Origin of the sequence: Kitasatospora sp. NPDC028055, assembly GCF_040637885.1 — a bacterium.
In the GTDB taxonomy this organism is placed as follows: domain Bacteria; phylum Actinomycetota; class Actinomycetes; order Streptomycetales; family Streptomycetaceae; genus Kitasatospora.
On record NZ_JBEZXE010000081.1, the window covers coordinates 1 to 23,358 of the forward strand.

At 73.1% G+C, this 23,358-nt stretch carries 24 protein-coding genes; 11 read left to right on the forward strand and 13 right to left on the reverse strand.

Annotated elements, in window-relative coordinates:
• Nucleotides 1-177: 177 nt before the first annotated feature.
• Together AB0F71_RS38530 and AB0F71_RS38535 are read left to right on the forward strand one after the other, a co-directional pair.
• Complete coding sequence (locus tag AB0F71_RS38530; protein ID WP_360245541.1) at nt 178-1,119, forward strand: TIGR01777 family oxidoreductase; 942 nt, start codon at nt 178-180, stop codon at nt 1,117-1,119.
• Nucleotides 1,120-1,296: 177 nt separating this feature from the next.
• Nucleotides 1,297-2,112, forward strand: a complete 816-nt coding sequence (locus AB0F71_RS38535; RefSeq protein ID WP_360245544.1) for a hypothetical protein — start codon at nt 1,297-1,299, stop codon at nt 2,110-2,112.
• Between the two features lie 5 nt (nt 2,113-2,117).
• Here the strand turns inward: AB0F71_RS38535 and AB0F71_RS38540 are convergent, their stop codons facing one another.
• Together AB0F71_RS38540 and AB0F71_RS38545 are read right to left on the reverse strand one after the other, a co-directional pair.
• The gene (locus tag AB0F71_RS38540) at nt 2,118-2,558 is read right to left on the reverse strand and encodes an SRPBCC family protein (RefSeq protein ID WP_360245547.1); all 441 of its coding nucleotides are present in this window, start codon (nt 2,556-2,558) and stop codon (nt 2,118-2,120) included.
• A gap of 161 nt (nt 2,559-2,719) precedes the next feature.
• On the reverse strand, nt 2,720-3,796 hold the full coding sequence (locus tag AB0F71_RS38545; protein WP_360245550.1) for a Rieske 2Fe-2S domain-containing protein: 1,077 nt from the start codon (nt 3,794-3,796) through the stop codon (nt 2,720-2,722).
• 228 nt (nt 3,797-4,024) lie between these two features.
• Here AB0F71_RS38545 and AB0F71_RS38550 point away from each other — a divergent pair, with 228 nt between their 5' ends.
• Nucleotides 4,025-5,662 (forward strand): alpha/beta hydrolase, encoded by a 1,638-nt coding sequence (locus AB0F71_RS38550; RefSeq protein WP_360245553.1) that lies wholly within the window; start codon nt 4,025-4,027, stop codon nt 5,660-5,662.
• A 37-nt stretch (nt 5,663-5,699) separates the two neighbouring features.
• On the opposite strand, the gene AB0F71_RS38555 is transcribed toward AB0F71_RS38550, so the two are convergent.
• The 3 genes from AB0F71_RS38555 to AB0F71_RS38565 form a co-directional block, all read right to left on the reverse strand.
• Nucleotides 5,700-7,199 carry an MFS transporter gene (locus AB0F71_RS38555; protein ID WP_360245556.1) on the reverse strand — a complete coding sequence of 500 codons (1,500 nt, stop codon included), beginning with the start codon at nt 7,197-7,199 and terminating at the stop codon, nt 5,700-5,702.
• Nucleotides 7,200-7,396: 197 nt separating this feature from the next.
• On the reverse strand, nt 7,397-7,810 hold the full coding sequence (locus AB0F71_RS38560) for a hypothetical protein (protein WP_360245559.1): 414 nt from the start codon (nt 7,808-7,810) through the stop codon (nt 7,397-7,399).
• Nucleotides 7,811-7,910: 100 nt separating this feature from the next.
• Entirely contained in the window at nt 7,911-8,372 is a 462-nt protein-coding gene (locus AB0F71_RS38565; protein ID WP_360245561.1) for a DUF6234 family protein, read from the reverse strand.
• Nucleotides 8,373-8,724: 352 nt separating this feature from the next.
• Between AB0F71_RS38565 and AB0F71_RS38570 the strand changes: the two genes are divergently transcribed.
• Nucleotides 8,725-9,093, forward strand: coding sequence for a hypothetical protein (locus AB0F71_RS38570; protein WP_360245563.1), 369 nt, complete (start codon nt 8,725-8,727; stop codon nt 9,091-9,093).
• Between the two features lie 108 nt (nt 9,094-9,201).
• Here AB0F71_RS38570 and AB0F71_RS38575 read toward each other — a convergent pair whose 3' ends face one another.
• Together AB0F71_RS38575 and AB0F71_RS38580 are read right to left on the reverse strand one after the other, a co-directional pair.
• On the reverse strand, nt 9,202-10,572 hold the full coding sequence (locus AB0F71_RS38575; RefSeq protein WP_360245566.1) for a M64 family metallopeptidase: 1,371 nt from the start codon (nt 10,570-10,572) through the stop codon (nt 9,202-9,204).
• Nucleotides 10,573-10,634: 62 nt separating this feature from the next.
• Nucleotides 10,635-11,354: a hypothetical protein gene (locus AB0F71_RS38580; protein ID WP_360245569.1), complete on the reverse strand. Its 720-nt coding sequence runs from the start codon at nt 11,352-11,354 to the stop codon at nt 10,635-10,637.
• Between the two features lie 187 nt (nt 11,355-11,541).
• On the opposite strand from AB0F71_RS38580, the gene AB0F71_RS38585 reads away from it, so the two are divergent.
• On the forward strand, nt 11,542-12,366 hold the full coding sequence (locus tag AB0F71_RS38585) for an SAM-dependent methyltransferase (protein ID WP_360245571.1): 825 nt from the start codon (nt 11,542-11,544) through the stop codon (nt 12,364-12,366).
• 110 nt (nt 12,367-12,476) lie between these two features.
• On the opposite strand, the gene AB0F71_RS38590 is transcribed toward AB0F71_RS38585, so the two are convergent.
• A complete protein-coding gene (locus AB0F71_RS38590) occupies nt 12,477-13,034 on the reverse strand; it encodes a DUF1707 domain-containing protein (protein ID WP_360245574.1) in 558 nt (185 codons plus the stop codon).
• 90 nt (nt 13,035-13,124) lie between these two features.
• Here AB0F71_RS38590 and AB0F71_RS38595 point away from each other — a divergent pair, with 90 nt between their 5' ends.
• Nucleotides 13,125-13,853: a TetR/AcrR family transcriptional regulator gene (locus AB0F71_RS38595; protein ID WP_360245577.1), complete on the forward strand. Its 729-nt coding sequence runs from the start codon at nt 13,125-13,127 to the stop codon at nt 13,851-13,853.
• Nucleotides 13,854-13,950: 97 nt separating this feature from the next.
• Here the strand turns inward: AB0F71_RS38595 and AB0F71_RS38600 are convergent, their stop codons facing one another.
• A complete protein-coding gene (locus AB0F71_RS38600; protein WP_360245579.1) occupies nt 13,951-14,730 on the reverse strand; it encodes a class I SAM-dependent methyltransferase in 780 nt (259 codons plus the stop codon).
• Nucleotides 14,731-14,902: 172 nt separating this feature from the next.
• On the opposite strand from AB0F71_RS38600, the gene AB0F71_RS38605 reads away from it, so the two are divergent.
• The 3 genes from AB0F71_RS38605 to AB0F71_RS38615 all read left to right on the forward strand — a co-directional run bounded on the left by AB0F71_RS38605 (nt 14,903) and on the right by AB0F71_RS38615 (nt 16,836).
• Nucleotides 14,903-15,331 carry a hypothetical protein gene (locus tag AB0F71_RS38605; protein ID WP_360245582.1) on the forward strand — a complete coding sequence of 143 codons (429 nt, stop codon included), beginning with the start codon at nt 14,903-14,905 and terminating at the stop codon, nt 15,329-15,331.
• 239 nt (nt 15,332-15,570) lie between these two features.
• A complete protein-coding gene (locus AB0F71_RS38610) occupies nt 15,571-16,263 on the forward strand; it encodes a methyltransferase domain-containing protein (RefSeq protein WP_360245585.1) in 693 nt (230 codons plus the stop codon).
• A gap of 177 nt (nt 16,264-16,440) precedes the next feature.
• Nucleotides 16,441-16,836, forward strand: coding sequence for a hypothetical protein (locus tag AB0F71_RS38615; protein ID WP_360245588.1), 396 nt, complete (start codon nt 16,441-16,443; stop codon nt 16,834-16,836).
• 188 nt (nt 16,837-17,024) lie between these two features.
• Here the strand turns inward: AB0F71_RS38615 and tpx are convergent, their stop codons facing one another.
• From tpx to AB0F71_RS38630, 3 genes are all read right to left on the reverse strand, one after another.
• Complete coding sequence (tpx, locus tag AB0F71_RS38620) at nt 17,025-17,525, reverse strand: thiol peroxidase (RefSeq protein ID WP_360229407.1); 501 nt, start codon at nt 17,523-17,525, stop codon at nt 17,025-17,027.
• 206 nt (nt 17,526-17,731) lie between these two features.
• Nucleotides 17,732-18,742, reverse strand: coding sequence for an aminoglycoside phosphotransferase family protein (locus tag AB0F71_RS38625; RefSeq protein WP_360245591.1), 1,011 nt, complete (start codon nt 18,740-18,742; stop codon nt 17,732-17,734).
• Between the two features lie 89 nt (nt 18,743-18,831).
• Complete coding sequence (locus AB0F71_RS38630) at nt 18,832-19,458, reverse strand: TetR/AcrR family transcriptional regulator C-terminal domain-containing protein (RefSeq protein WP_360245593.1); 627 nt, start codon at nt 19,456-19,458, stop codon at nt 18,832-18,834.
• A 131-nt stretch (nt 19,459-19,589) separates the two neighbouring features.
• Between AB0F71_RS38630 and AB0F71_RS38635 the strand changes: the two genes are divergently transcribed.
• Together AB0F71_RS38635 and AB0F71_RS38640 are read left to right on the forward strand one after the other, a co-directional pair.
• The gene (locus AB0F71_RS38635; RefSeq protein WP_360245596.1) at nt 19,590-20,384 is read left to right on the forward strand and encodes an alpha/beta fold hydrolase; all 795 of its coding nucleotides are present in this window, start codon (nt 19,590-19,592) and stop codon (nt 20,382-20,384) included.
• A gap of 147 nt (nt 20,385-20,531) precedes the next feature.
• Nucleotides 20,532-21,500 (forward strand): hypothetical protein, encoded by a 969-nt coding sequence (locus tag AB0F71_RS38640; protein WP_360245602.1) that lies wholly within the window; start codon nt 20,532-20,534, stop codon nt 21,498-21,500.
• A 193-nt stretch (nt 21,501-21,693) separates the two neighbouring features.
• Here AB0F71_RS38640 and AB0F71_RS38645 read toward each other — a convergent pair whose 3' ends face one another.
• Complete coding sequence (locus tag AB0F71_RS38645) at nt 21,694-23,187, reverse strand: FAD-binding protein (RefSeq protein WP_360245599.1); 1,494 nt, start codon at nt 23,185-23,187, stop codon at nt 21,694-21,696.
• Nucleotides 23,188-23,358 lie beyond the last annotated feature (171 nt).

Genomic DNA, 23,358 nt, shown 5'->3' on the forward strand with positions numbered 1-23,358 from the left:
AGGCCCGCTCCCCGCCCCCCGGCGCCCCGGCCCGACACGTGGCCCGATTGACCGGAACGGGGCCGACCCGGCGCGGGGGGCCCACGCGCCCGGCGCGCCGGGCGCGTGGGCGGCTCCGGGTGAATTGAACGTGTTCAATATGAGCGGTAGGCTCGGGGTGAAGATGAGGGGGAACTCATGAAGATCGTCATCCCCGGTGGCTCCGGCGTGCTCGGGACCCTGCTCGACCGGAGCCTGACGGCTGCCGGGCACCAGGTCACGGTGCTCAGCCGGCGCCCCGCCGGGCCCCGGCAGGTCGGCTGGGACGGACGGACCCAGGGCGCCTGGGCGGCCGAGCTGGACGGCAGCGACGTGGTCGTCAACCTGGCCGGGCGCAGCGTCAACTGCCGCTACACACAGGAGAACCAGCGGGCCATGATGGACTCCCGGGTGGACTCCGCCCGGGCCGTCGGCCAGGCGATCGCCGCCGCCCGCAGGCCCCCCGCCGTCTGGCTGCAGATGAGCACCGCCACCGTCTACGCCCACCGGCACGACGCGCCCAACGGCGAGCTGGACGGCCCTATCGGCGGCACCGAGCCCGACGCCCCCGCCTCCTGGCGGTACAGCGTCGAGATCGCCCGGGCCTGGGAGGGCGCCCAGGCGGACGCCGACACCCCGCGGACCCGGCGCCTCGCACTGCGCACCGCCGTCGTCCTCGGCCCCGAGCGCGGCGGTGCCTTCGACTCGCTGTCCTGGCTGGCCAGGATCGGCGTCGGCGGGCCGATCGCGGGCGGCGCCCAGTACGTGTCCTGGATCCACGAGCGGGACTTCGTCCGCGCCGTCGAGTTCCTGATCGCACGGCAGGAGCTCAGCGGCCCGGTCAACCTCGCCGCCCCGAACCCGCTGCCCCAGCGCGAGTTCATGCGCGAGCTGCGCGCGGGCTGGGGCATGCCGCTGGCGCTCCCGGCGACCCGCTGGATGGCCGAACTCGGGGCCTTCGCGCTGCGCTCGGAGAGCGAACTGCTGTTGAAGAGCCGTCGGGTGGTGCCCGCCCGGCTGCTGGAGGCGGGTTTCTCCTTCACCTATCCGGACTGGCCGCAGGCCGCCCGAGACCTGGTGCGGCGGCTGCGCGGACGGTGAGGCGGGCGGAGGTCGGACGGCGGCGCGGGCCCGGGGGAGGGCCGGGTCGTCACGGGGCTGTCACAGCTGCGCGCCGGAGCTTGCCCGGAGCGGGCCGGGACGGCACGGTGGTGGCGGCCACGGGGGGCGGGGCCACGGGGGAGGGGGCGCGGGATGCGCACGGTGCGGTTGTCGTCCATGCAGATGCGGAGCGAGCGCTCCGGTGTCGGTTTCGTGCTGATGGTCGCCACGGCCGTTGTTTTGGTCGGCACCGGCGCGATCGACCCCCTCGGGGCCTTCCTGGTCGCGGTCCTGGTCGCCGCGGCCGCGCTCTTCGCGACGCCGTACGCCTTCTGGCTGCGGAGCGACGACCGGGGCGTCACCTTCGTCCGGTACCTGCTGCCGCGCCGCTTCGCGTGGGCGGAACTCCGCGGGCTGGCGATGGAGTTCGGCGAGGAGGTGGAGAGCGGCAGCCGCCACCTCACCCTGCGGCTGCGGCTCGCCGATCCGTCGGGCCGGGTCCCCGGACCGCTGCTCGGCAAGCTCCCGGTCACCCAGGAGGACACCCCCTCGGGCGTGCCGTCCCGGGCGATGGCCGAGCTGTTCGCGCTCTTCGGTGAGCGCGGACTGCCCGTCGAAGAGGCGGAGTTCGCGAACGAGGTGCTCCGGGTGCGCGGCTTCCCGCCGCTGCCGCCGCTGCGGGTGTGGGCCGCGCCGGCCGAAGGGGTGCCCGGGCCGGAGCGGGCCTACGCCGACGCGCCGGACATCGACCAGGAGGCGGACGCCCTGCCGGCCGAGGGACCGCGGCCCCGGCAGCGGGGGCGGCGCGAGGACCTGCTGCGGCGCGCCGCGCTGGCCGACCGGGTCTTCCTGCGGGACGGGGACGGGCTGGCGCTGGCGATCGCCCTGCGGGCGGCGGAGCAGCTGGTCAGGTACGACCAGATCACGGTCGAGGGTGACCAGCGGCACTACGTGCGCGAGCAGTACCTGAGCTGGCGCGCCCGCAATCCGTAGCCGGTTCAGTCCCCGGCCGGGGCCGGGGCCGTGGCCAGCAGGTGGTCCAGCACCCGGCCGAAGACCAGCCGGCCGGCGAGCGCCACGGCCGGGTCGAACAGCCGGGGCAGCCCGGTGATCCGCAGCTCCTCGGCCCACACCGCCTCGCTGCCGGCGCCCACCGCGCGGACCCGCAGCTCGGCGCCGCCGCGCACCACCCGGCCGCGCTTCGCCAGCCGGCACCGCTCGGGCGCGACCAGTTCGACCAGCTCCATCGGGTCGTCGAGGCGCAGCGGCCCCAGCGCCGTCCGGGCCAGGACCACGTCCCCCACCTGCTGCCCGCCGCCCCGCACCACGCTCACCCGGGTGAACGGCACCCGGTCGCCGTGCCGGTGCCACGCGGTCAGCCGGGCCCAGCACTCGGCGGGCGGCAGCGGGGAGCGGCGGGTCAGGACGAAACGGGCCATGCCGCAGTCTACGGCTCCCGGGGTGGCGGCGGCCGGACGGCGGCTGCCGGTGAGGCGGCCCGGGTGGCCGGGGCGGGCCGGGGCGGGCTGGAAGGCCGACGCGACGGTGCGGAGACGTGCGGAGACGGAGCGCCGTCGCCGCACCGCCGTCGGGCGACCGGTCAGTTCAGCCGGGCGCCCTCCTGGTGGGTCGGCGCCGGCAGCTGCTGCCGGTGGTCCGGCGGGTAGAACTGCCGGGCCCAGTGCCGCATCGCGCCGATCGGCCCGTCGCCGGCCGCGAGCCGTGGCGGGGTCAGGTACTTCTTGGTGGACCAGATCGGGAAGTCGGCCGAGGTGAACTCGACGCTGTGCCGGAACATCGGACCGGACAGCAGTCTGGTCACCGTACGGCTGACCGTCCGGGCGAGCACCGGCGGCAGTCCGGCCGGCTCCGCCAGGGCGAAGCGGCTCGCCTGGCGCAGCTGCATCCGGGCCGGGGCGACCTGGGTGGGCATGACCAGCGAGCAGATCTGCAGGCCGAGCGAGCGGGTGTGGATGTCCGTGTGCAGCGCGGTGAGGCCGTAGCCGTCGACCTCGACCTCCACCTCGCGCATCCCGACCAGGGGGAACTTCTCCCGTACCCGCATCGAGATGTGGAAGCGCGGCCCGTCGAAGACGACCGGGGCCGCCAACTCGCCCTCCGGCCAGCCGTGCAGGGTGACGAAGTGGCCGAGGTCGAAGGAGTTCTCCATGACGTCCTGGGCGTGGCCGGGCAGTTCGAAGGAGATGTGCCGCAACGGCCGGCCGCCGAGGACGTGCCAGGCGGGGATCTCCCAGTCCGGCTCCCGGCCGTCGTGGTGGCGCCAGACGAAGACCGCCTCGTTCACCTCGCGCACCGGCAGCGGGGAGAGCGCGGCGCGGGGTGGCGGGGTGCCGTAGCCGGTGCGTACGCAGCGGCCGTCGGCGTCGAAGGCGAAGCGGTGGAAGGGGCAGACCAGCTGGGTGCCGTGGACCTCGGCGAGTCCGAGGTGGGCGCCCAGGTGCGGGCAGTACGGGCGGACGGCGCGCAGGCGGCCGTCCCGCAGCCGGTACAGCACCACGTCCTCGCCGGCGAGTTGCCGGGTGATCACCGTTCCGGGCTTGAGTTCGGCGGAGAAGGCGAGCGCGGCCCAGCCGTCGGGGTAGGGCAGGGCGGGCGGCAGCGCGACGTCGGCGGCGGTCGGTCGGGAGCTGACGGGGTGGACGTGCGGGTGGGACACGTGGATGGGCCCTCCTGTCGGTCTGTTCGGCGCGGCCCGTCCCAGGCGCTTGGCGTCCGAACAGCGTGGATTCTCGATGCTAGTCACGGATCGGAGCCCTTCGTACGGTCAACCTCCGCACGAGGGGAAAGGTCTGATGATCAGTCGGGTCCGGAGGATCGGTCAAAGCTTGGCAAAGTCCGGTCCGACCCCTGGATGTGCCATTGCACATGTCACATCATGCTCCCCATGAGAAAAGCCATCGCCCTGCTCTCGGCCGCCGCGGCCCTCGCCACCTTCGGCGGACTCGTCGGCCCCGCCTCCGCCGCCGAACCCGACGCCCCCGATCTGGTCGACACCGGCCAGGGCGCGCTCGCCTGGAGCTCCTGCGACGACCCGGCCACCCCCGCCCTCCAGTGCGCGATGCTGGAGGTGCCGGTGGACTACGCCGACCCGCACGGGCGCAAGATCAGGATCAAGCTCAACCGGCTGCCCGCCACCGCGCCCAAGGACAAGCAGCAGGGCCCGATCCTGCTCAACCCCGGCGGCCCGGGCGACTCCGGCCTGTGGATGCCCGCCTACATCGCCGGGAAGATCCCGGCGGACGTCGCCGCCACCTACGACTGGATCGGCTTCGACCCGCGCGGCACCAACGGCAGCGACCCCCATGTCATCTGCGACGCCCACTACTTCGACGCCGAACGCCCCGACTACCAGCTGAGCCAGGGCACCTCGAAGGCCTGGCTCAAGAAGGCCGCCGGATACGCCGCCGACTGCGCGGCCGACTGGTCCTGGCTGCTGCCGCACATGACCACCGTCGACAACGCCCGCGACCTGGACAGCATCCGACGGGCCCTCGGCGTACCGAAGATCAACTACTACGGCGGCTCCTGGGGCACCTCACTCGGCTCCACCTACGGCCAGCTCTTCCCCTCCCATGTGCGCCGCATGGTGCTGGACAGCATCGTCGGCCCGACCATCAGCTGGTACGACCACAACGTCCTCCAGGACGAGGAGCACCAGCGTCGCTTCGACGCCTTCACCGCCTGGACCGCCAAGGCCGACCCGACGTACCACCTGGGCACCGACCCCGCCGCCGTGGCCCAGGCCTACCGCCAGGTCGAGGACGCCCTGCGCAAGGACCCGGTCGACGCCGCCCCCGCGCCCGGGAAGATCGGCCCCGCCGAGTTCGAGGACACCTTCTACGGCGGCGGCTACAACTTCCTGCGCTGGCCCCGGATGGCCACCGTGCTCTCCGCCTACCTCACCCAGCACGACACCCGGCCGCTGAACATCGCCTACAACAAGTACGCGGCCCCCGGCGCCGACGACGGCGCCTTCCCCGCCTACAACGCCGCCCAATGCACCGAGAACGCCTGGCCGCGCGACTGGGAGTACTGGAAGAAGGACCAGGCGAAGGTCAACGCCCGCGCACCCTTCTACGCCTACAACAACATGTGGTACAACGCCGCCTGCATGTTCTGGCCCTACCAGGGCAACCCGGCCGGCCGCTTGAAGATCACCGGCAAGGGCCTGCCCCCCGTGCTGCTCTTCCAGGCCACCGAGGATGCCGCCACCCCCTACCAGGGCGGCCTCGCCATGCACGACGCGCTGCCGGGCTCCAAGCTCGTCGTCCAGAACGGCGGCAGCTTCCACGAGATCCTCTTCCACGACAACGCCTGCCTGGACGACACCTTCACCGCCTACCTGCGCGACGGCAGCCTGCCCCAGGGCAAGGGACGGATCGCCAAGACCTGCGCCCCCGAGGCCGACCCGGCCCCCGTGTTCGTGACCCCGCCGCCCGCCACCGCGAAGGCCCTCACCACCGCACCGGCCGCTCCGCTCGCCCCCACCGACCCCGAGGCCGTGCGCGGGGTACTGCGTTAGGGCGTGCCCGACACGACCTGAGGCACCGGCATCGGGTCTAACGGGACTCCGAGGACCGGGCCACGGCGCTGAGCGGCGCAGCCAGCGACTCCAGGCTGCGCCGCTCCGCCGGCACGCCGATCACCGCCTCGACCAGACCGGCGGCGGCCATCAGCGCCGCCCCGATGCAGAAGGCGAGCGTGGTGTCGGCGACCTTTCCGCTGCTGACCAGGCCGTTGAAGAGCAGCGGGCCGCTGATGCCGCCGACCGCCGTGCCGACGGCGTAGAAGAAGGCGATGGACATGGCCCGGGTCTCCAGCGGGAAGATCTCGCTCACCGTCAGGTAGGCCGCGCTGGCCCCGGCCGAGGCGAGGAAGAGCACGGCCGTCCAGCAGGCCGTCATGGTGGCGGCGGAGAGCGAGCCGTGCTGGAAGAGCGCGGCGGTGCCGAACAGCAGGATGCCGGAGCCGAGGTAGGTGCCGGCGATCATGGGTTTGCGGCCGACGGAGTCGAAGAGGTGGCCGAGCAGCAGCGGGCCGAGGAAGTTGCCGACCGCGATCACCGCGAAGTAGTAGCCGGTGTCGCCCTCCGGCACCGCGAAGTAGGTGGTCAGGATGGTGGCGTAACCGAAGGTCACCGCGTTGTAGAGGAAGGCCTGGCCGATGAAGAGCGCCAGGCCGAGGACGGTGCGGCGGGGGTAGCGGCGCACCACGGTGCGGGCGATGGCGACGAAGCCGAGCGGCTCGCGCTCGCGGATCAGGATCGGTTCCCCGGTGACCGCCGGGAGCGGCTCCCCGGTCGCCTCCTCGATGCTCCGCTCGGCCTCCGCGACGACCTGTTCGGCCTCCGATGCCCGCCCGTGGGTGAACAGCCAGCGCGGGCTCTCCGGGACGTGCCGGCGCACCAGCAGGATCACCAGGCCCAGCACCACGCCGATGCCGAAGGCGAGCCGCCAGCCGAGGTCGGTGGCGAACAGCGAGGTGTTGAGCAGGGCGATGGAGGCGAAGGCGCCGATGGCGGCGCCGACCCAGAAGCTGCCGTTGATGACCAGGTCGACCCGGCCGCGGACCCGGGCCGGGATCAGTTCGTCGATCGCCGAGTTGATGGCCGCGTACTCGCCGCCGATGCCGAAACCGGTGAAGAAGCGGCAGAGGAAGAAGAACCAGGCCGTCCAGGACAGCGAGGTGACGGCGGTGGCGGCCAGGTAGACGGCGAGGGTGACCATGAACAGCTTCTTGCGGCCCAGCCGGTCGGTCAGCCAGCCGAAGAAGAGGGCGCCGGTGCAGGCGCCCGCCACGTAGACGGCGGCGGCGACGGTGGTCACCTGGGCGGTGGTGATGGCGATGCCGCTGCCGTCCTGGGCGAGCCGGCCGGCCATGTTGCCGACGATCGTCACCTCCAGGCCGTCCAGGATCCACACCGTGCCCAGGCCGATCACGATCCGCCAGTGCCAGCGGGACCACGGCAGCCGGTCCAGCCGGGCGGGCACGTCGGTGGCGATCACCCCCGGTGGGGGCGTCCGGTGCGCGGATGGGGTCGACTTCGCCGGATCGGTCATGACGGTCCTCCTTCGTCGGCCGGATGCCTGCTGCCCTGTCCGGATGACTCCCGCCGGGCCGTCACGCTCGGTGAACGGCCGCGACTACTCCGCCATGATGCCCCGGTGGCGACCGGGCCGCCGCCCGGGCGGCGGCCGACCGGGCGCGGTCGGCGCCGGGTCGTGGGGCCCGGGCGGCCGGCTCGGTGGGGTGGGTGTCAGTCGAACCTGCAGAGTGCGATGAAGGCGAGCAGGGCGGGGTAGGCGAGCAGGACGGTGGCGAGGATGCCACGGGTCAGGACGGCCCGCCGCCAGGCTGCGAGCAGCAGGAGCGGCCCGGCCGGGAACACGGGCAGGAGGAACAGCAGGGGGATCAGGTGGTACGGGAGCGAGACCGCGAGCTGGGCGCCGAGCACCACTCCGCCGACGGTCAGACAGGTGCGGCGGAACCGCGCGGCATCGGTGACTGCCAGGGGCAGCACGGTGCCGGCCAGCAGCAGGAGCCAGCCGGCGACGAGCGGCCAGGCGTAGGTGGTGTGGATCATGGCTGCGGGCTGCACCCAGGTGGCGGTCGCGAGCGCGACGAGCGGCCAGGGGCGGTCCGTTCTGCGGCTGGAGAGCTGTGATGACATCCGGTCCCCCCGGTGGCTTTGAACAGGTTCAAACTGAACGGGTTCAAGCTATGTGCGGGGGCTTCTCCCGGGCAAGTCCGGACCACCGGCCTCGGGGCCGTCAGTTGCACCGCCCGCTGCCGCTGTAGCAGGGCACGTACCCGCTGGGCAGCGGGGCCGGTGGCGCGGGGTGGCGGCGGTCCCAGTCGTGCTGCATCAGCAGGACGGAGGCTGACAGCGCCAGCGCGACCAGCACCTGGATCGCCGCCGTCCAGCGTGCCCGCAGCAGCGCCGCGACCCCGGCGAGCCCGAGCGCGAGGCACAGCAGGTGCCAGGTGAAGTCGAGTCGGGCGCGGGCCAGCCGGTCGACCGCGCCGTCGGCGCCCTGCCCCGCCCAGGCCTCCATGCCGAAGGCGAACATCCGCAGCAGGTAGGTGACTCCCAGGGCGAGGAGGAGCAGCACGCCGACGCCGAGGTCGAGGCCGAGCGTCGGGCGCTTCGGGCGACGGAGCAGGCGCAGGAGGCGGAGGCGGCGGCGGAGATCGAGGCGGGTGGGGGTAGGAGAGCGGTCGATCGGCGGCATGCGGACAGCCTGCCAGGGGTGGGGCGGCGCGGAACTGAGTACGGATACTCAGATCCGCCGCCGCCGAAGGCCTACCGCCGGCCCGCGCCACGACCCGTACGCCACGGCCCGTACGCCGCGTCTCGTACGCCGGGGTTCGAGGCCTGGTCGAGCACCCGTGCACCGCCCGGTGCGCCTGGGTGTGCGCCGGTGCGCCGGTCGGGTGCCTGCGCTCAAATCACTGAGTGAGAAACGAAGTTGGCGCTTTGTTGCGGCGTGGTGGAGCATGGGCGGGGCCCGGTCTGTTGCGGCGCGCTTGCGCCCGGCCGGGGCGGTACGCGAACGGCGAGAGGAGGCGGGTCCCGTGGTTTCGGTGACACGTCCGTTTCTGGTCCGGGGGAGGGCGGTTCCGCTGGCCAGGTACCTGGCGGAGGAGGAGATCGAGGGCCTGGTGGCCTGTTCGTGCATCGGCAACGAGGTCACCATCGACCTCGCGGACACCCGGATCCTGGTGAGCCTGGCCGATGTCGGTGGGGTGGTGGGCCTCACCTTCCACATGGTCCAGGACGGTCCGGCCAAGCCCCGGTCCTGGACGCGCCGGCTGCCCAGCGACACCGGGCCGAAGGAGCTCGCGACCCGCATCGCCCGGGACGTACGGACCCTGGAGCGCGAACTGGCACCGCTGCGCCGCCGTCCCCCGGAGCGCCCGGAGCGCCCGGAGCGCCGGGGGCCGGTCGGTTGAACCGGTGTTGCCGCTGGCCCGCCGGTTCCCGGTGGCCCGACGGTGGTTGACGGCCCGGGCCCGGCGGCGGTCGGCCGCCGGGCCCGGGGTCGGCGTCCTGACGGCTGACTACTTGGTCACCAGCCAGGACAGGCTGCCGGTCAGTTCCTTCCGCAGCGCCGGGTCCGCGACGGCCGGGGTCGGGTCGGTGGCCACGGCCGTGAGCAGGTGCGGGCGTGAGCGCGGGCCGGTCAGGTGCAGTGCCTCGAGGTCGAGGGCGGTGCGTCCGCGCAGCCGGGGCTGTTCGCGCCCGTCGAGGTACCAGTGCAGCTGGGTGTCGGGGACGGGCAGGTCGACGGTCAGCCGGTCGGCGGCGGTGAGCCGACTGCCGGCGGGGGTGGGGCTGGTCAGCGGGGTGGCGTGGCGGTAGAAGCCGGCGATCATCGCCTCCCGTCCGGGCAGGTTGAACTCGCGGCCGAGCGAGCGCATGATCGAGTTCTCCGTCGGCCGGTACAGCCCCGTTGGGTAGTAGCCACCGCCCTCGAAGCTGCCGACCGTCCCGCCGTCGGGCGAGGCCTGGCCGAGCCAGCGGGCCCACTTGGTGCCCTGGTCGCGCATCCGGTCGGCGGTCAGGGTGCTGAGGTTGGCCTCGGGCGGTTCGGCGCCCTGGTACGTCCCCTGGCCGTCGTAGGCGTACTCGTCGGCGAGCTTGCCCAGGGAGTGGCCGGTCTCGTGCACGGCGATCTGCCCGGACTTCGCGTTGCCGCCCGCGACGGTGGCGATGCCCTCGTAGCCGAGCGGGGACTTGATGTCGTTGTAGCCCGCGCCGCCGTACTTGGCGGTGTTGGCCACGACGATCACCAGGTCCGCCTGCGGGGCCTTGGCGGCGTAGCGGTCGACGGCCTTGTCGTCCACGCAGAGCAGCCGTTCCACGCCGTCGCACCAGAAGTAGGAGCCGAGCGCGGTGTGCCGGACGGTGGCCTGGTCCGGATCGCCGGTGACGCCGGTCTCCGGGGAGACGGCGGACACCGCCCAGACGTTGAACAGTTGCCGGTAGGTGGCGTAGGGCTCGACGGCGGTGATCTCGCGCCACTTCTCGGCGGCGTCGGTGCGGAACTTCTGCTGTTCCTGGGCGGTGTAGCCGTCGCCGATCACCACCACGTCCAGCTTGGCGGCCGGGTCGCCGTTGCGGACCAGGGCGGTGACCTCGCCGTCGCCGTCGGCGCCCGGGGCGGTGAGGCCGGCGGGCGGCGTGGCCAGGTACGGGGAGGCGGCGGGGGCCGTGGCGTGGGAGATGGTCCCGTCCTCGGCGAAGGCCTCGACCTGGTGCCGGGGGCGGTCGGTGCCCGGTGCGGCGGATGCGCCGGATGTGCCGGGCGCGCCGGGGGCCGGTGCGCTCCAGGCGGGGGAGGCGCCGAGCAACGCGGTGGCGAGGGCGGCGGTCAGCAGGGCCGACGCGGTCCTGGCCCTTCCTCTTCTTCTTCTGGTCCTGATCGGCACGGAGTTCCTCCCGGTGGGCGGCGGATGTGGGGAGGCTACTTCCCTTGTTGGGGACCTGACAATCAGGCGTACTCGTTGAGGATGCCGCGGAAGAGGGCGGTCGCGGCGATCCAGCACAGTGCGGCGACGATCAGGGTTACGGCCAGCGGCCACTGGAGGGTGAGCAGCGCGATGGAGCCCAGGAACGTGGCGAACACGTTCGCCACGACCGTGACGGCCAGGGGGAACGACACGGCCCCGTCGTCCGGTGGCCGCGCCTGGGTGAGCGCCAGGGCCGTCCCGGCGGCAATCAGCAGGCTGAGCACGGCGGCATCCGCCCACGGGTAGGTCTCCGTCCGGGAGCGGTGACCGTGGTAGCTGATCTCGATGACCCGGCCGTGCAGGACGTTCACGTCCACGGTGGTGCCGGCGGTGACGTCGTCGTAGAACGCCTTGCCGACGCTGTACTCGGCGGCCGGTGCGGTTTCGCGGGCAACGGTCAGGGTGTAGGGATCCGAGTCGGAGTCCGGATCCAGGTGCTTCCCGGTCACCCGGCCGCTCTCCCGCGTCGCGCAGGCGTCGGACGGCTTCGCGGTCGCGCTGCAGAGCGGGGTGTCGTGGTAGCGGCGCACGTCCTCGAAGGCGGCGGTGAACCGGACGAAGCCCGCGACGACGAGCGCGATGCCGACCAGGCCGAGCACGATCCGGACGGCGGGCCGCAGCCTGTCGCCGAGGGACGGCGGCACCTGCCAGCCGTCCGGGTTCGGGCGTGCGTCCCGGACGGGAACCGCGTCCTCAGGCATCGTCGCCGCCCGGCGCCGGCACGGTGTCCTCGTTCATCGCCACCCCCGTCGATTCCTCCCCGGTCGCCCCGGCGTTCGCACTCGATGCGACGCCGGTCACAGCCCGGATCATGCCAGGGAACGGCGGAGTGCGCGAGGAATTGGCCCTGCCCGGACCGGACTTGTAGGCGGCGGTAGATTGGCGGGCATGACGCCGACGCCTGATGCGATGAGCCCGGTCTCCCGCACCGCCCTGCCCGTGGTGCTGGTGCGGGCCCATGAGAGCACCCGGCCCGAGCCGCTGTTCACCGACCCGTACGCGGCCCGGTTCGCCGAGGCCGCCGGGCTGCCCGCCGAACTCCCCGAGCGGGCGCGGCGCGAGGGCCTCGCCGCCGCGCTCGCCGTGCACATCGTGCTGCGGACCCGCTACTACGACGACCGGCTGCTGGCCGCCGGGACCGAGCAGGTGGTGCTGCTGGCGGCCGGACTGGACGCCCGGGCCTACCGGCTGGACTGGCCGGGCGGCACCCGGCTGTGGGAACTGGACCTGCCGCCCGTACTGGAGTTCAAGGAGCAGGTGCTCGACGCGGCCGACGCCGTGCCGTCCTGCCGGCGCGAGGTGCTGCCGGGCGACCTGCTCGACCCGGGGTGGCCGCGCCGCCTGGTCGCGGCGGGCTTCGACCCGCAACTGCCCACCGCCTGGCTGGCCGAGGGCCTGCTGGTGTACCTGAGCGCCGAGCAGGCGGCGGGGCTGCTCACGGCCGTCGGCTCGCTCTCCGCACCGGGCAGCCGACTGCTGATGGAGCGTGGCCGGGACGTCTCCCGTGGCCCGGAGGATCCGGCGCTGGCCCACGTCACCGAGCTCTGGCAGGGCGGGCTCGGGCCCGAGACCGACCAGTGGCTGAACGCCCATGGCTGGCAGGCCCGGACCACCTCCCTCGCCGAGGTCGGAGTGGCCTACGGCCGTCCGCTGCCCGAGGGCGCAGGGCGGACCAGCGGCTTCATCGAGGCGGTGCGCACGGCCGAGGGCTGAGCCGGGGCGGCCGAAGGGGCCGGGGTTCGCCGGCGGCAGGGGTTCGCGGGCGGCAGGGTTCAGCAGAGGGCGGGTTTCACCGGAGGGCGGTGTTCACCGGAGGGCGGGGTTCACCAGAGGGAGTGGCGGATCCGCAGGCGGCCTGTCCCCATCCCCCCGGAGATCCGGATGACCGGCCCGCCCGGGCGGACGGTCCGGCGGGCGCGGTAGCGCGGCTGGTTGAGGCCGGCGTGGAGGGCGGTGAGGTCGACGACCGCGTTCCGGGGCACGGTGATGCCGGCCCCGCCGGTGCCGAGCAGCAGTTGGATGTCGACCACCGGGTGCTCGATGACCGCCCGGGAGAGGTCCAGCCGCACCCGCCCGAGTGCCGAGGCCACGGTGAGCACGCGCGGGACGCGCCAGGCGCCGCGCCGCCGGATCCGGCCGCCGAGGGCGTCGCCCGTGAGGATGGTCGCGGACCGGGTGTCCGGTTGGGCGACGGGCTCCGGCAGTCCGGTCAGGGCCTCCGCGAGGCCGTCCGGTGTCGTCGCGGTGAGCGCCCGCTGCAGCCGTCCATCCAGCTCCTCGAAGCCGAACTGCCCGTTGGCGTAGGCCTCCTGGAGGCGGCGGACGGCGGTGTCGCGGTCGGCCTCGCTGATCGGTGTCGGCCCGTCCGTGCCGGCCGCCATCAGCTCACCCCTCGACTGAGTACGTTGTACGCGGTCATGGTGGCCACGCTAGATTACTGGGTACCGTGTACGCAAGAAGAAGGGTCGACGGTGGCCGACGCCGAGTACGTGAACATCTGGATGCGGCCTGAACGCCCCGCCCGCGGGCCGAAACCCGCCTACAGCCGGGCGCAGATCACCGAGGCCGCCGTCCGGATCGCCGACGCCGAGGGCCTGGAGGCCGCCACCATGCGCCGGATCGCCGCCGAGATCGGCGCCGGCGCGATGTCGCTCTACCGGTACGTTCCCGGCCGCGACGAGCTGATCCAGCTGATGGCCGACCGGCTGATGGGGGAGATCGACGTCGAGGGCATGCCCTCCGGCGACTGGCGGGCCGACCTCACCCGCTACGCCCACGGCCTGCGCGCCATGTGGCTGCGGCACCCCTGGATCGCCACCGTGCACCGCGCGCTGCCCGGCCTCGGGCCTCAGCAACTGCGGCTGATCGAAGCGGTGATGGGGGTCCTGGACGCGCACCTCCCGATCGACGAGAACCTCGGCCTGATGGCCGTCCTCAACGGCTTCGTGGAGGGCGCCGCCCGCGACGAGGTCAGCTGGACGGAGGAGGTGCGGCGCAGCGGCGTCAGTGAGGAGGAGTGGCAGGCGCGCAACTACCCGTACGTCCGACACCTGCTGGAGAGCGGGGAGTACCCGATCTTCGGCCGGATCGCCCTGGAGGCGCGCGGGCCCCGGCTCGGCCGCGACGAGCAGTTCCGGATCGGGCTGGAGCGGGTCCTCGACTGCATCGCCGCGGCGCTCCCGCCGGAGGCGCGCGCGTAGCGCCGGGACGTCAGCCGGAGGCGGGATGTCAGTCGGCGGCGGGGCGTCGACCGCAGGCGGGACGGCGCAGGACGGTCGTCGCCGCGGCCCTGGGCGGTCAGAGTCGGCGGGTGCGCAGCACGCCGGTGAGCATCGGCAGGGTGAAGCCGCCGTCCGCGGTCTCCGGCCGGCTCGCCAGGAACGCGCGGATCCTGGCGAGCGCGGCCTCCCGCCGGTCGTCCGGCATGACCAGCATCCCGGCGCGGGTGGCCAGGGTCGCCACCAGCGAATCGGCGGTGCGCGGCTGCCCGTGTGCGAAGAGCTCCTGCCGTGCCTCGCCGAAGCGGACGGCGCCGCCGCCCCTCGGCAGGTGGGCGCCGGCCGTCTCGGCCCGCCAGGCGGCGGGCGTGTCACGCGGCCCGACCGCCGCGGCCCCGCTCACCCGGGCCAGCTCGGCGACCCAGTCGACCCGGTCGTCCAGGAGGTTCCAGAGGCCCGCCAGGATGCCGCCGGACCGCAGCACCCGGGCGATCTCCGGGCCCGCGAGCGCCATGTCGAACCAGTGCATCGCGTTCCCGGCCAGCACCACGTCCACCGAGGCGTCCGGCAGCGGAACGGACTCCGCGCTTCCGGACAGCGCCCGGACGGTCGGCAGCGAGCGGCGCAGCTCGGTCAGCATCGCCGGATCCGGCTCGACCGCGATGACCTCGGCCCCCAGGTCGAGCAGGGTGGCGGTCAACTTGCCGGTCCCGGCGCCGAGATCGAGCACCCGGGGCCCGGGCGCGGCGTCGAGCGCCCAGCGCACCGCGGCGTGCGCGTAGTCCGGGCGGTGCTCGGCGTAGGCCGCCGCCGCGGCGCCGAAGGACGAGGCGTGGCGCTGGTGCTGGTCGTGATCCATCCGGCCACGCTATCGGCGCCCGGGCCCGTCGGCCGGTTTTCTCATCAGTTCCTCAACTTCGGTCCGCTCCCGGACCGGCCGCCCGCTGGCGCGCCGGTGCTGCCGGGTCGGCGGTATCCGACACCGCCGCCGCCGTCCTCGTCGGGCGGGGCCCGATCCACGCCCGGCTCCGGTGGGCTTCTCCGCCCGGCTTCGTCCGGCTTCGATGCTGCGGCATGATCGGCGCATGGAACGAGCGATCGATCTTGACGAGGCCGTCCGCGAGGTGGAACGTCGGAGGAGCCGCTGGGCGGGGGCCGGACTGACCGTCGGGCCGGTGACCTGGCGCGACGGGGCGCAGAAGTGGCCGCAGCGGCTGGAGCCGGACCGGGCCGTCGTGGTGCACCCGGACTCCCTCGGAGTCGTCCTCACCGGGCCGGCGGGCGCGTCGTTGTCCGTCGTGCTGTTCCGCGGCGGTTGGGCCGATGTGGACTACCTCGCCGATACCGACGATGCCGGCACGCTCCCCGGCTCCGGCATCGATTCGGCGGCGGCATTCGGTGATCGGCTCGACGGCTATGTGGTCAGGGTCTTCGGGGCCTGCGCCTCCGTGCCGGACTGAGCTAGGCCGTTTCGTTTGGATCATCTCGCTGACCAGACGACCGGGGGATCGGGAAGGTCATTCGCGTGATGGCCAGGGCTTGACGGTTGCGCATGGCCGCGTGCTGTGCGGAAGGGGGCGGACGATTTTGGGTTGTGCGTCCGTGTGTCATGGGCTTGGGTGTGTCCGTGACTGCATTGGATGATCTTGCACGACCTGGTCGCTACCCGCGTTCCTCTGGTTATGACCCTGCCTGGCTCGTGGGCCTCGACATGGGGCCGAACCCGTTGTGGCTCCTGGAGGACCTGGCCGCAAATCTTGATCTGCGGCCGGGGATGAGGGTGCTGGACCTTGGCTCGGGCAAAGGAGCCACGTCGGTGTTCCTTGCGCGTGAGTACGGCGTTGAGGTGGTCGCGGCCGACTGGTGGATACCAGCCGAGGACGCTGCCGCCGTCTTCGCCCAGGCAGGAGTCGCCGACCGGGTGACCGCCGTGCGGGCGGAGGCGCACGTCCTGCCGTTCGAGCCGGAGAGCTTCGACGCGATCGTGAGCATCGACGCGTTCGAATACTTCGGTACCGCGGACGGCTACCTCCCCTACCTGGTGCGGTTCCTACGGCCGGGTGGCCAGTTGGGCATGGCGACACCGGGGATGACCAGGGAAGTGCGCGAGCTGGGGGCGATCCCGGACCACATCAAGGCGGTGGTGGGCTGGGAGGCCATCGCCTGGCACACACCCCAGTGGTGGCGCTTCCAGTGGGAGGTCACCGAACTGGTGGACGTCACCTCCGCGCGCCTCCAGGAAGATGCATGGCAGGACTGGCTGCTGTGGGCGCGTGCCTGCGCCGAGCAGGGGCCGGACGCCGCGAAGGCGAACCAGCCGGTGATCGACATGCTGACGCAGGACGGCGGCGAATACCTCTCGTTCGCCCTGGTAACCGCCCGCCGCAGATGAAAAGGCTCGTACTGGCCGGCATCTGTTACCGTCGCACGGGCGCGGCAGGCGCGTGAACGCGGACACGTGGGGAGGTTGATGAATATGGCCGTCAACGGCCTTTCTCGACATGCCCTTTTCCGCTCCGCCAGCTGACAGAGCGCGGACCGGGTCACCCACTCTGACCAGGAGACGACCGTGCACCCCACTACCTTTGACGGCCCGGGCGAGCTGACCACGCAGCGGCTCGTGCTGCGCACCTGGACGGCGGCCGAGGCCGCCGCCGTCGTCACCGGCACCAGCCGACCCGCCAGCTGGGCCCCGGACTTCCCCGCGGAAGGCGACCGCGTCATCGTGGGCCTGCTCGACGACAACCCCGCCTGGCTGAGCGTCTGGGGCCACCGCCTCATCATCGAACGCGCCAGCGGGCTCGTCATCGGCTCGATCGGCCTGTTCTGGCCCCCGGCGACGGCGTCCTGGAATCTTGAAGGCGATCGCGTCGATCACCTCCCGGTGGTCACGCCAGCGTCCACCCCGCTTCGGCGTCCGGTCCGGGAGCAACGGCTCGATTCGCCCCCACTGCACATCTGTTAACGGCACACCCAGACCAACGATCGGATGATCCAGACGAAACTGCCTAGCCGACCGACGTTCGGCTTCGGACGATCAGCGCCGACTCCGGGGCATCTCGTCCCCCTGTATCGGCCCCGTACCGGCGCGGGCCCGCCTCGTGCCGCTGGTGGTGGCGGTGCGGGGCGGGCCCGGGGTGGTGCTGTGTGGGGTTAGTTGAGGGCGGCGAGGGCGGCCTCGTAGTCGGGCTCTTCGGCGATCTCGGCGACGAGTTCGGTGTGCAGGACGGTGTCGTTCTCGTCGAGGACGACGACGGCGCGGGCGGTGAGGCCGGCGAGGGGGCCGTTGTTGATGGCGACGCCGTAGGTGTCGTGGAAGTCGCGGCCGCGCAGGGTGGAGAGGGTCTTGACGTTGTCGAGGCCTTCGGCGCCGCAGAAGCGGGCCTGGGCGAACGGCAGGTCGGCGGAGATGCAGAGGACGACGGTGTTGTCGAGCGCGCCGGCCTTGGCGTTGAAGGTGCGGACCGAGGTGGCGCAGGTGGGGGTGTCGATGCTGGGGAAGATGTTGAGGACCTTGCGGCGGCCGGCGAAGTCCTGGAGCGAGGTGTCCGCGAGGCCCTCGCCGACCAGCGTGAACGCGGGGGCCTGGGTGCCGGCGGCGGGCAGCGCGCCGCCGATCTCGACCGGGTTCCCCTTGAGCGTGACCTGAGCCATGAAAAGCCTCCTACCAGCGGTGTACGACTGACAACGCTGACGATCCTACTGCCCGCACCCCGCCCCGACGCGGGGTGACCGAGGAACGGACACCCACCCGCCCGGCGCCGCGGGGCCGAGGCGGCCGGGTCGTACCGCCCGGGGAGGTGGCCGGTGGCCTCTCGGTGCGCCGGGTCGAGGGGGAGGGTGCCCCGGCCGGGGGCCGACTACGTGTAGCGCTCGAAGAGCGCCGCCACGTACTCCTCCAGGCGGGCGGACAGCAGCTGGGTGCTCAGATCGGTGCGGCCCAGTTCGCGCCAGGGCACGGCGACCTTCTCGGCGTCCGGCGCGAAGGCCAGCGCGTCCAGCAGCCGCCAGTACAGGTGGTCCTCCCCGGTGGCGGTGAGCGTACCGCCGGCCCGCTCGTAGGCGTCGGCGAAAGCCAGGCCCGTTTCCACGCCGTGCAGCAGGGCCAGTGCGGTCGAGCAGTGGGCGACGTCCAGGTCGGTGGGGCCCCAGGAGGTCTCCACCCAGTCGACGACCCCGCTGACCGCCAGTTCCGCCCCCGTACCGTCGAACAGCACGTTGCCCGGGTGGAAGTCCCGGTGCAGGAAGGCGCCTTGGTGCTCGGGGGCCGGGCGGCCGATCACCGTCACCGCGCGCTCCCACAGTTCCGGCCGCTCGGTGGCGGGCGGTATCTGCACGCGTTCGGGGGAGGTCCAGGCCTGCCAGGCCCGCGGCCGCTGGTCCTCGTCGACCTCGATGGTGTGCACGGCGGCCAGCTGCTGGGCCAGCAGCTCCACCCGGCGTGCCACGTCCCCGTCCTCCTGCACCCGCACCCCGCCGTCCAGGTGGGTCATCAGCAGCGACGGGTGTTCGCCGTGCTCGCCCCGCGCGTCCACCGCGTGCAGCCGCGCCGCCGGGATGCCGCGGGTGGACAGCAGGCGCAGTACGTCGGCCTCGCGCTCCAGCATGCCCGGGGCGTGGCGGACGTAGAACGGTTTGACGAAGGAGCGCAGCACCAGCGAGTAACCCCCGGTGTCGGTACCGCCGTTGTCACCGTTCCCGTCGCTGGCGCTGCTCCCGCCGCCGTGGTCGGAGTCGATGTCCAGGCGCCGCATCTGCGAGGTCCACCCGCCCTTGAGCACCCGCACACCGACGATCCGCTCACCGGGGGCCAGCGTGCCCTCCACCCACCGGCGCGTTCCGGCCCACCCCTGGACGTCGTCCTCCGTCATGGTCGACCACCCTACGCCCCGCCCCGCGCCCGTGGCAGCCAGGGCCTGTTGTCGAAGTCCCGTCCCCGCACGCGATCGGCCCGGTTTCCTCAGGCGAGTTGGGCGGCCAGGCCCGTGGTCAGCAGCGTGAGTCCGGCGGTGAACGTGGCGTCGGGGCCGGGGTGTTCGGTCTGCCACTGCAGGAGGAGCGGGTAGTGCGCCGGGTCCGGTCCGGCGGCTTCGCCGGTGGGGGCGTGTTCCTGCTGTTCCTGGAGGACGAATCCGATGACGTAGCTGGTCACCGCGTGCCCCAGCACGGCCGCTTGGGCCGGGGTGAGGCCCTGTGCGCTCATCAGGGCCAGGCCGTCCTCCACGGACTTGAGCGTCGCCGTTCCGGGGACGAGGTGCCCCGACACAAGCCGTGCTCCGTCGCGGCGCCCCAGCAGCGCCCGGCGCAGCCGGTGCGCGAACGCCTCCGTGTGCTGCGCCCAACTGCCGGCCTCCGCCTCCGTTTCCGCCTCCTTCCCGCTTTCCGTCCCCGGGGTGGTGAAGGCCGGGGCCACGACGGTGTCCGCCATGGCCGTCAGGAGTTCCTGCTTGCTGCGGACGTGCCAGTACAGCGCCCCGGGGGCCACGCCCAGGCGCTCGGTCAGTGCCCGGGTGGTCAGCCGCTCGAGCCCGACTTCGTCCAGCAGGTCCAGTGCGGCGGCGATGACGTCATCACGGTGCAGCGCCATGGCTTCGGTGGGCTCCTTCCAGCGGGAAAGGTTCGGGGCAGCGGGACTTGAGCTTAGCTCAGGTCATCTGCCTATGATCAACCTGAGCAATGCTCAAGTAGCTTTCGTACCGGCAGACATGGAGGCGTGACATGGGTGAGTACGTGAACGTCGGTGGACATCGCACCTGGTGCGAGATCCAGGGCGAGGGCGATCCTGTCGTCCTGCTGCACGGGGGAGGGGTGACCGCCGACAGCTGGTGGGGCCAGATCCCGGCCCTTGCCGCGCACTTCCGTGTCCTCGCCCCCGAACGCCGCGGCCACGGCCGCACCCCCGACGTCGAAGGCCCCGTCACCAGCGACCTGATGGCCGGTGACCTCATCGCCCTCCTGGAAACCCTCGGCACCGGCCCCGTCCACCTGATCGGCTGGAGCGCGGGCGCGACCGTCGCCCTGCGGACGGCGCTGCGCCGTGCTGATCTGGTGCGTTCCCTGGTCCTCATCAGTGGTGGTGTCAGCCGTGAGGGTTCCACCGGCGCCGACGCCTCGATCCTCGACGACACCGCGCGTCTGGAGGCGATGTTCCGCCCCCAGTACGAGCCGCTGTCCCCGGACGGACCGGCTCACTTCCCCGTGGTCTTCGCCAAGTGGCTGGCCATGTGGCGGGAGGAACCCGACATCGGCTTCGCCGCCCTGGCCGACCTGCCCATGCCCCTCCTGGTCATGCAGGGCGACGACGACGGGGTGCGCATCTGCCACAGCGCCGCCGTGGCCGGCACCGCCCCCAACGGCCAACTCGCCGTCCTGCCCGGCACCTCCCACGCCGCCCCGCTGGAGAAGCCCGAGCTCGTCAGTCGCCTCCTCCTCGACTTCCTCACCCAGCCCGGCCCGCCCGACAGGCGCCTGCCGCTCGGCGCCCTCGCCCAGGCGGCCCGCGACCACGCCTGACCCCCGGCCGCGCCCCGGGCTGTCGGCCCCGCTCCCCGAGGGGCCGGCGCGCCGCCACCCCGCCTGGAACGGGCGGCAATCCGCTCGCGCGTGCCAAATCCGGCCGGGTACGGTCTGCGCATGACGAGGACCACACCGGCCAGGCCGGTGTCCGTGGAGGCGGTGTTCCCGGAGCTGGCCCCCTACCGAGCTCGGACGACCCGTTTGCACCCCCGGCCGGGGCGGCCCGGCGTGCACGACAGTCACGTCGGCGGGCCCATGTTGTGGCCGGAGGGCGAACCGTGGCCGCTCTGTCACGAGCAGCACCAGCGTGAGAGCGAGGGGTACGCACCGGAGGAGATCCGTAGCGCCCGGGCCGCAGGGGCCCGGCCGGCGAGTCGGCCGTGGCCCCCCGTGGGCACTCCCGGACTGGACGGGCCCGTGCCCTTCGTGGGGCTGGCCCAGTTCTTCCGCCGTGACATCCCGGGCCTTGCCTGTGGGCCGGACGGCGCCGACCTGGTGCAGCTCTTCCGGTGCCCCTTCACCCACGGCCCGTACCTGGAGCGCCGCTACCGCCTGTGGTGGCGACATGCCGGGCGGACCGAGCACGCGGAACGCTTCCTCACCGACCCGCCGCACGTGCCCATGCTTCGATGGGAGGACGAACTCCCCGAGCCGTGCGTCCTGCACCCGGAGGAGGTGGACACCTATCCCTGGGCTGAGGACGACACACTGCCCGCTTCGCTGATCGCGCGCATCGACGCGTGGGACGACGCCCAGGTAGCGGAACACGGCCCCGACGCCCCCAGCTACCAGTACGACCTGTCGATCCCTCCTGGTTGGCGCGTCGGCGGCTTCCCCAGCTGGGCGTCGACGGGACCGATGGCCATCGACTGCGAGTCCTGCGGGACCCCCATGCGGCTGCTGCTCACGGCCGAGGGCGACGAAATGGACGCCGGCTCGCACAGCTGGGTGCCACTGGAGGACCGTGACCCGACGCTGAGGGGGAAGGCATCGATCCGGGGCGGCCGATCCGTTGCCCAACCCACCCGGCTCCGCTTCGGCCGGGACCGGGACCTGCTCGTCTTCACCTGCCCGACCGACCCCGGACACCCGCCCCGGTGGGTGCTCAGCTAGGGCGTTTCGAGTCAGGTGGGTCGGGCCCTTGCTCGATCGCGTCCTGGGCGGCGGGTGCCATGTGGATTCAGGTCGGGCGATGACGGCGGCTGGGCCCGGCCGGGTATGGACCCTGCCTGTTCCGGGGTCCTGCGGGTCGGGGGGCCCTGCCTGTCCCGGGGTCCTGCGGGTCGGGGGGCCCCGGGGGCGAGTGTCAGGGGTGGTGGATGTTCTGGCCCGGGGTGAGGATCCCTGCCGGGTCGAAGCGTCGCTTGGCCCGTGCCGCCTGCTCCCACAGTGTCCCGTAGTGGGCCTGCCAGTCGGTGTCGGTCATGTCGGGAATCGCGCCGATGAGGTAGCGCTTGCCGCCGAGGGCCACGGCTCGTTCGTAGAGGCGCCGGTTGCGTTCCAGCATTCCCGCGGTGTCGGCGCCCGGCGCGGGGAAGGCGAGCAGGTCGAAGTGCCAGCCGGTGGGGCTGTCGGGGAGGACTGCCAGGGGTGTGGTCACCTTCGCCCGCGTGTACGGGTAGAACAGGAGCAGTCCCGCGCCGAGGTCCGCGGCCGTCAACTGCTCGGCTGCCTCCCGCATGAACGTTCCTGCCGTGGCGGCCGGCAGGAACAGGCTCAGCCAGGGCTTCGGCAGCCCCCAGAAGCCCGCCGCGCGCAGGTACCCCGCGAAGGCGTCGACCCGGAACGCGTACTCGCGCCAGCTCTGTTCCACCACGGTGGTCTCGCCCGCCACCGGGTTTAGGCCCGCCAGCAGCGCCTGGCGGTCCACCGGCCGGTCCGCCGGCCCGTACGCGACCAGTTCGGCGGTGTAGCGCCAGCGCTGTCCGTCCGCGCTGCGCACCACGTTGCCGACCTGGAGGTCGAAGCGCCCGTCGGCGAGCACCTTCTGCTGGTCGGCCAGGTAGGTGTCCAGGTCGTCGTAGGCGAGGGTGAAGACGGTGGAGCGCGCCGGCGCGGGCACCACCGCCAGCGTCGCCCGCACGATGATCCCCGCCTGCCCGCCGCCGGCGAGCACCGCCTCGAACAGCTCCCGGTTGCGCCCGCGCGAGGCGGTCACCAGCTCGCCGGTGCCGGTCACCACCTGGAGCTCGCGCACCGTGTCCGTCTGCAGGCCGTGGTGCTGCACCGCCCCGCCGATGCCGCCCACGCTCAGCGTCCCGCCCACCGACAGGTGCAGGTAGTCGGTCAGCACCGGCGGTACCCAGCCGTTGGCCAGGCCCGCATCGACCAGTTGTGCCCAGGTGGCGCCGGTCTCGACGACGGCCTCGCCGGGCCGTATCGAGATGATCCGGTTCAGGCCGCGGGCGTCGATCGCGATGCCGCCGCGGGGGTTGGCCTGGCCGTAGTTGGAGTGGGATTCCAGGGACGCCGTTCCGTGGGTGGCCGCGTCGCCGCTCTGCCCGTTGACGGCCACCGGCACGCGATGGCGCCGGGCGAAAGCGACGACCCTCTGCACGTCGCGCACCGACCCGGGGCGCAGCACGGCGCGGGGCGCGCAGGTGACCAGGTGTCCGAAGTCGGTGGAGAAGCGCTCCAGGCCCTCGCCCTGCAGCGTCACCGTCCCGTCCAGGGAGGGCAGTTCGGCGACGTCCTCGCCAGAAGCGGCGGCCCAGGAGCGGGTGGTGGTGTTCCACCCGACGACGACGGCGGCGCCGGCGCCGGCGATCAGGGCTCGGCGGGACAGGCCTGACCTGCTCATCTCAGGGTTCTCCGATCAGTCGTCAAATAGGGATTGTTGTACCGCAACCATCCCGCGACCATCTACCCGGCCGGCCGGCCGGCCCCCCCGCCCGGGCGCGGGCCGCCCGGCCGCCGCTCCCCACACCCAGACGGCACAAACCGCGCGCGCGAAATGCAAGTGCCAGCCCGG

What these genes read in the sequence shown, in the direction of transcription:
- AB0F71_RS38530 (WP_360245541.1), top strand. Translation starts at nt 178, where the DNA reads ATGAAGATCGTCATCCCCGGTGGCTCCGGCGTGCTCGGGACCCTGCTC.
- AB0F71_RS38535 (WP_360245544.1), top strand. Translation starts at nt 1,297, where the DNA reads ATGCAGATGCGGAGCGAGCGCTCCGGTGTCGGTTTCGTGCTGATGGTC.
- AB0F71_RS38540 (WP_360245547.1), bottom strand. Translation starts at nt 2,558, where the DNA reads ATGGCCCGTTTCGTCCTGACCCGCCGCTCCCCGCTGCCGCCCGCCGAG.
- AB0F71_RS38550 (WP_360245553.1), top strand. Translation starts at nt 4,025, where the DNA reads ATGAGAAAAGCCATCGCCCTGCTCTCGGCCGCCGCGGCCCTCGCCACC.
- AB0F71_RS38555 (WP_360245556.1), bottom strand. Translation starts at nt 7,199, where the DNA reads ATGACCGATCCGGCGAAGTCGACCCCATCCGCGCACCGGACGCCCCCA.
- AB0F71_RS38560 (WP_360245559.1), bottom strand. Translation starts at nt 7,810, where the DNA reads ATGTCATCACAGCTCTCCAGCCGCAGAACGGACCGCCCCTGGCCGCTC.
- AB0F71_RS38565 (WP_360245561.1), bottom strand. Translation starts at nt 8,372, where the DNA reads ATGCCGCCGATCGACCGCTCTCCTACCCCCACCCGCCTCGATCTCCGC.
- AB0F71_RS38580 (WP_360245569.1), bottom strand. Translation starts at nt 11,354, where the DNA reads ATGCCTGAGGACGCGGTTCCCGTCCGGGACGCACGCCCGAACCCGGAC.
- AB0F71_RS38585 (WP_360245571.1), top strand. Translation starts at nt 11,542, where the DNA reads ATGACGCCGACGCCTGATGCGATGAGCCCGGTCTCCCGCACCGCCCTG.
- AB0F71_RS38590 (WP_360245574.1), bottom strand. Translation starts at nt 13,034, where the DNA reads ATGGCGGCCGGCACGGACGGGCCGACACCGATCAGCGAGGCCGACCGC.
- AB0F71_RS38600 (WP_360245579.1), bottom strand. Translation starts at nt 14,730, where the DNA reads ATGGATCACGACCAGCACCAGCGCCACGCCTCGTCCTTCGGCGCCGCG.
- tpx (WP_360229407.1), bottom strand. Translation starts at nt 17,525, where the DNA reads ATGGCTCAGGTCACGCTCAAGGGGAACCCGGTCGAGATCGGCGGCGCG.
- AB0F71_RS38625 (WP_360245591.1), bottom strand. Translation starts at nt 18,742, where the DNA reads ATGACGGAGGACGACGTCCAGGGGTGGGCCGGAACGCGCCGGTGGGTG.
- AB0F71_RS38630 (WP_360245593.1), bottom strand. Translation starts at nt 19,458, where the DNA reads ATGGCGCTGCACCGTGATGACGTCATCGCCGCCGCACTGGACCTGCTG.
- AB0F71_RS38635 (WP_360245596.1), top strand. Translation starts at nt 19,590, where the DNA reads ATGGGTGAGTACGTGAACGTCGGTGGACATCGCACCTGGTGCGAGATC.
- AB0F71_RS38645 (WP_360245599.1), bottom strand. Translation starts at nt 23,187, where the DNA reads ATGAGCAGGTCAGGCCTGTCCCGCCGAGCCCTGATCGCCGGCGCCGGC.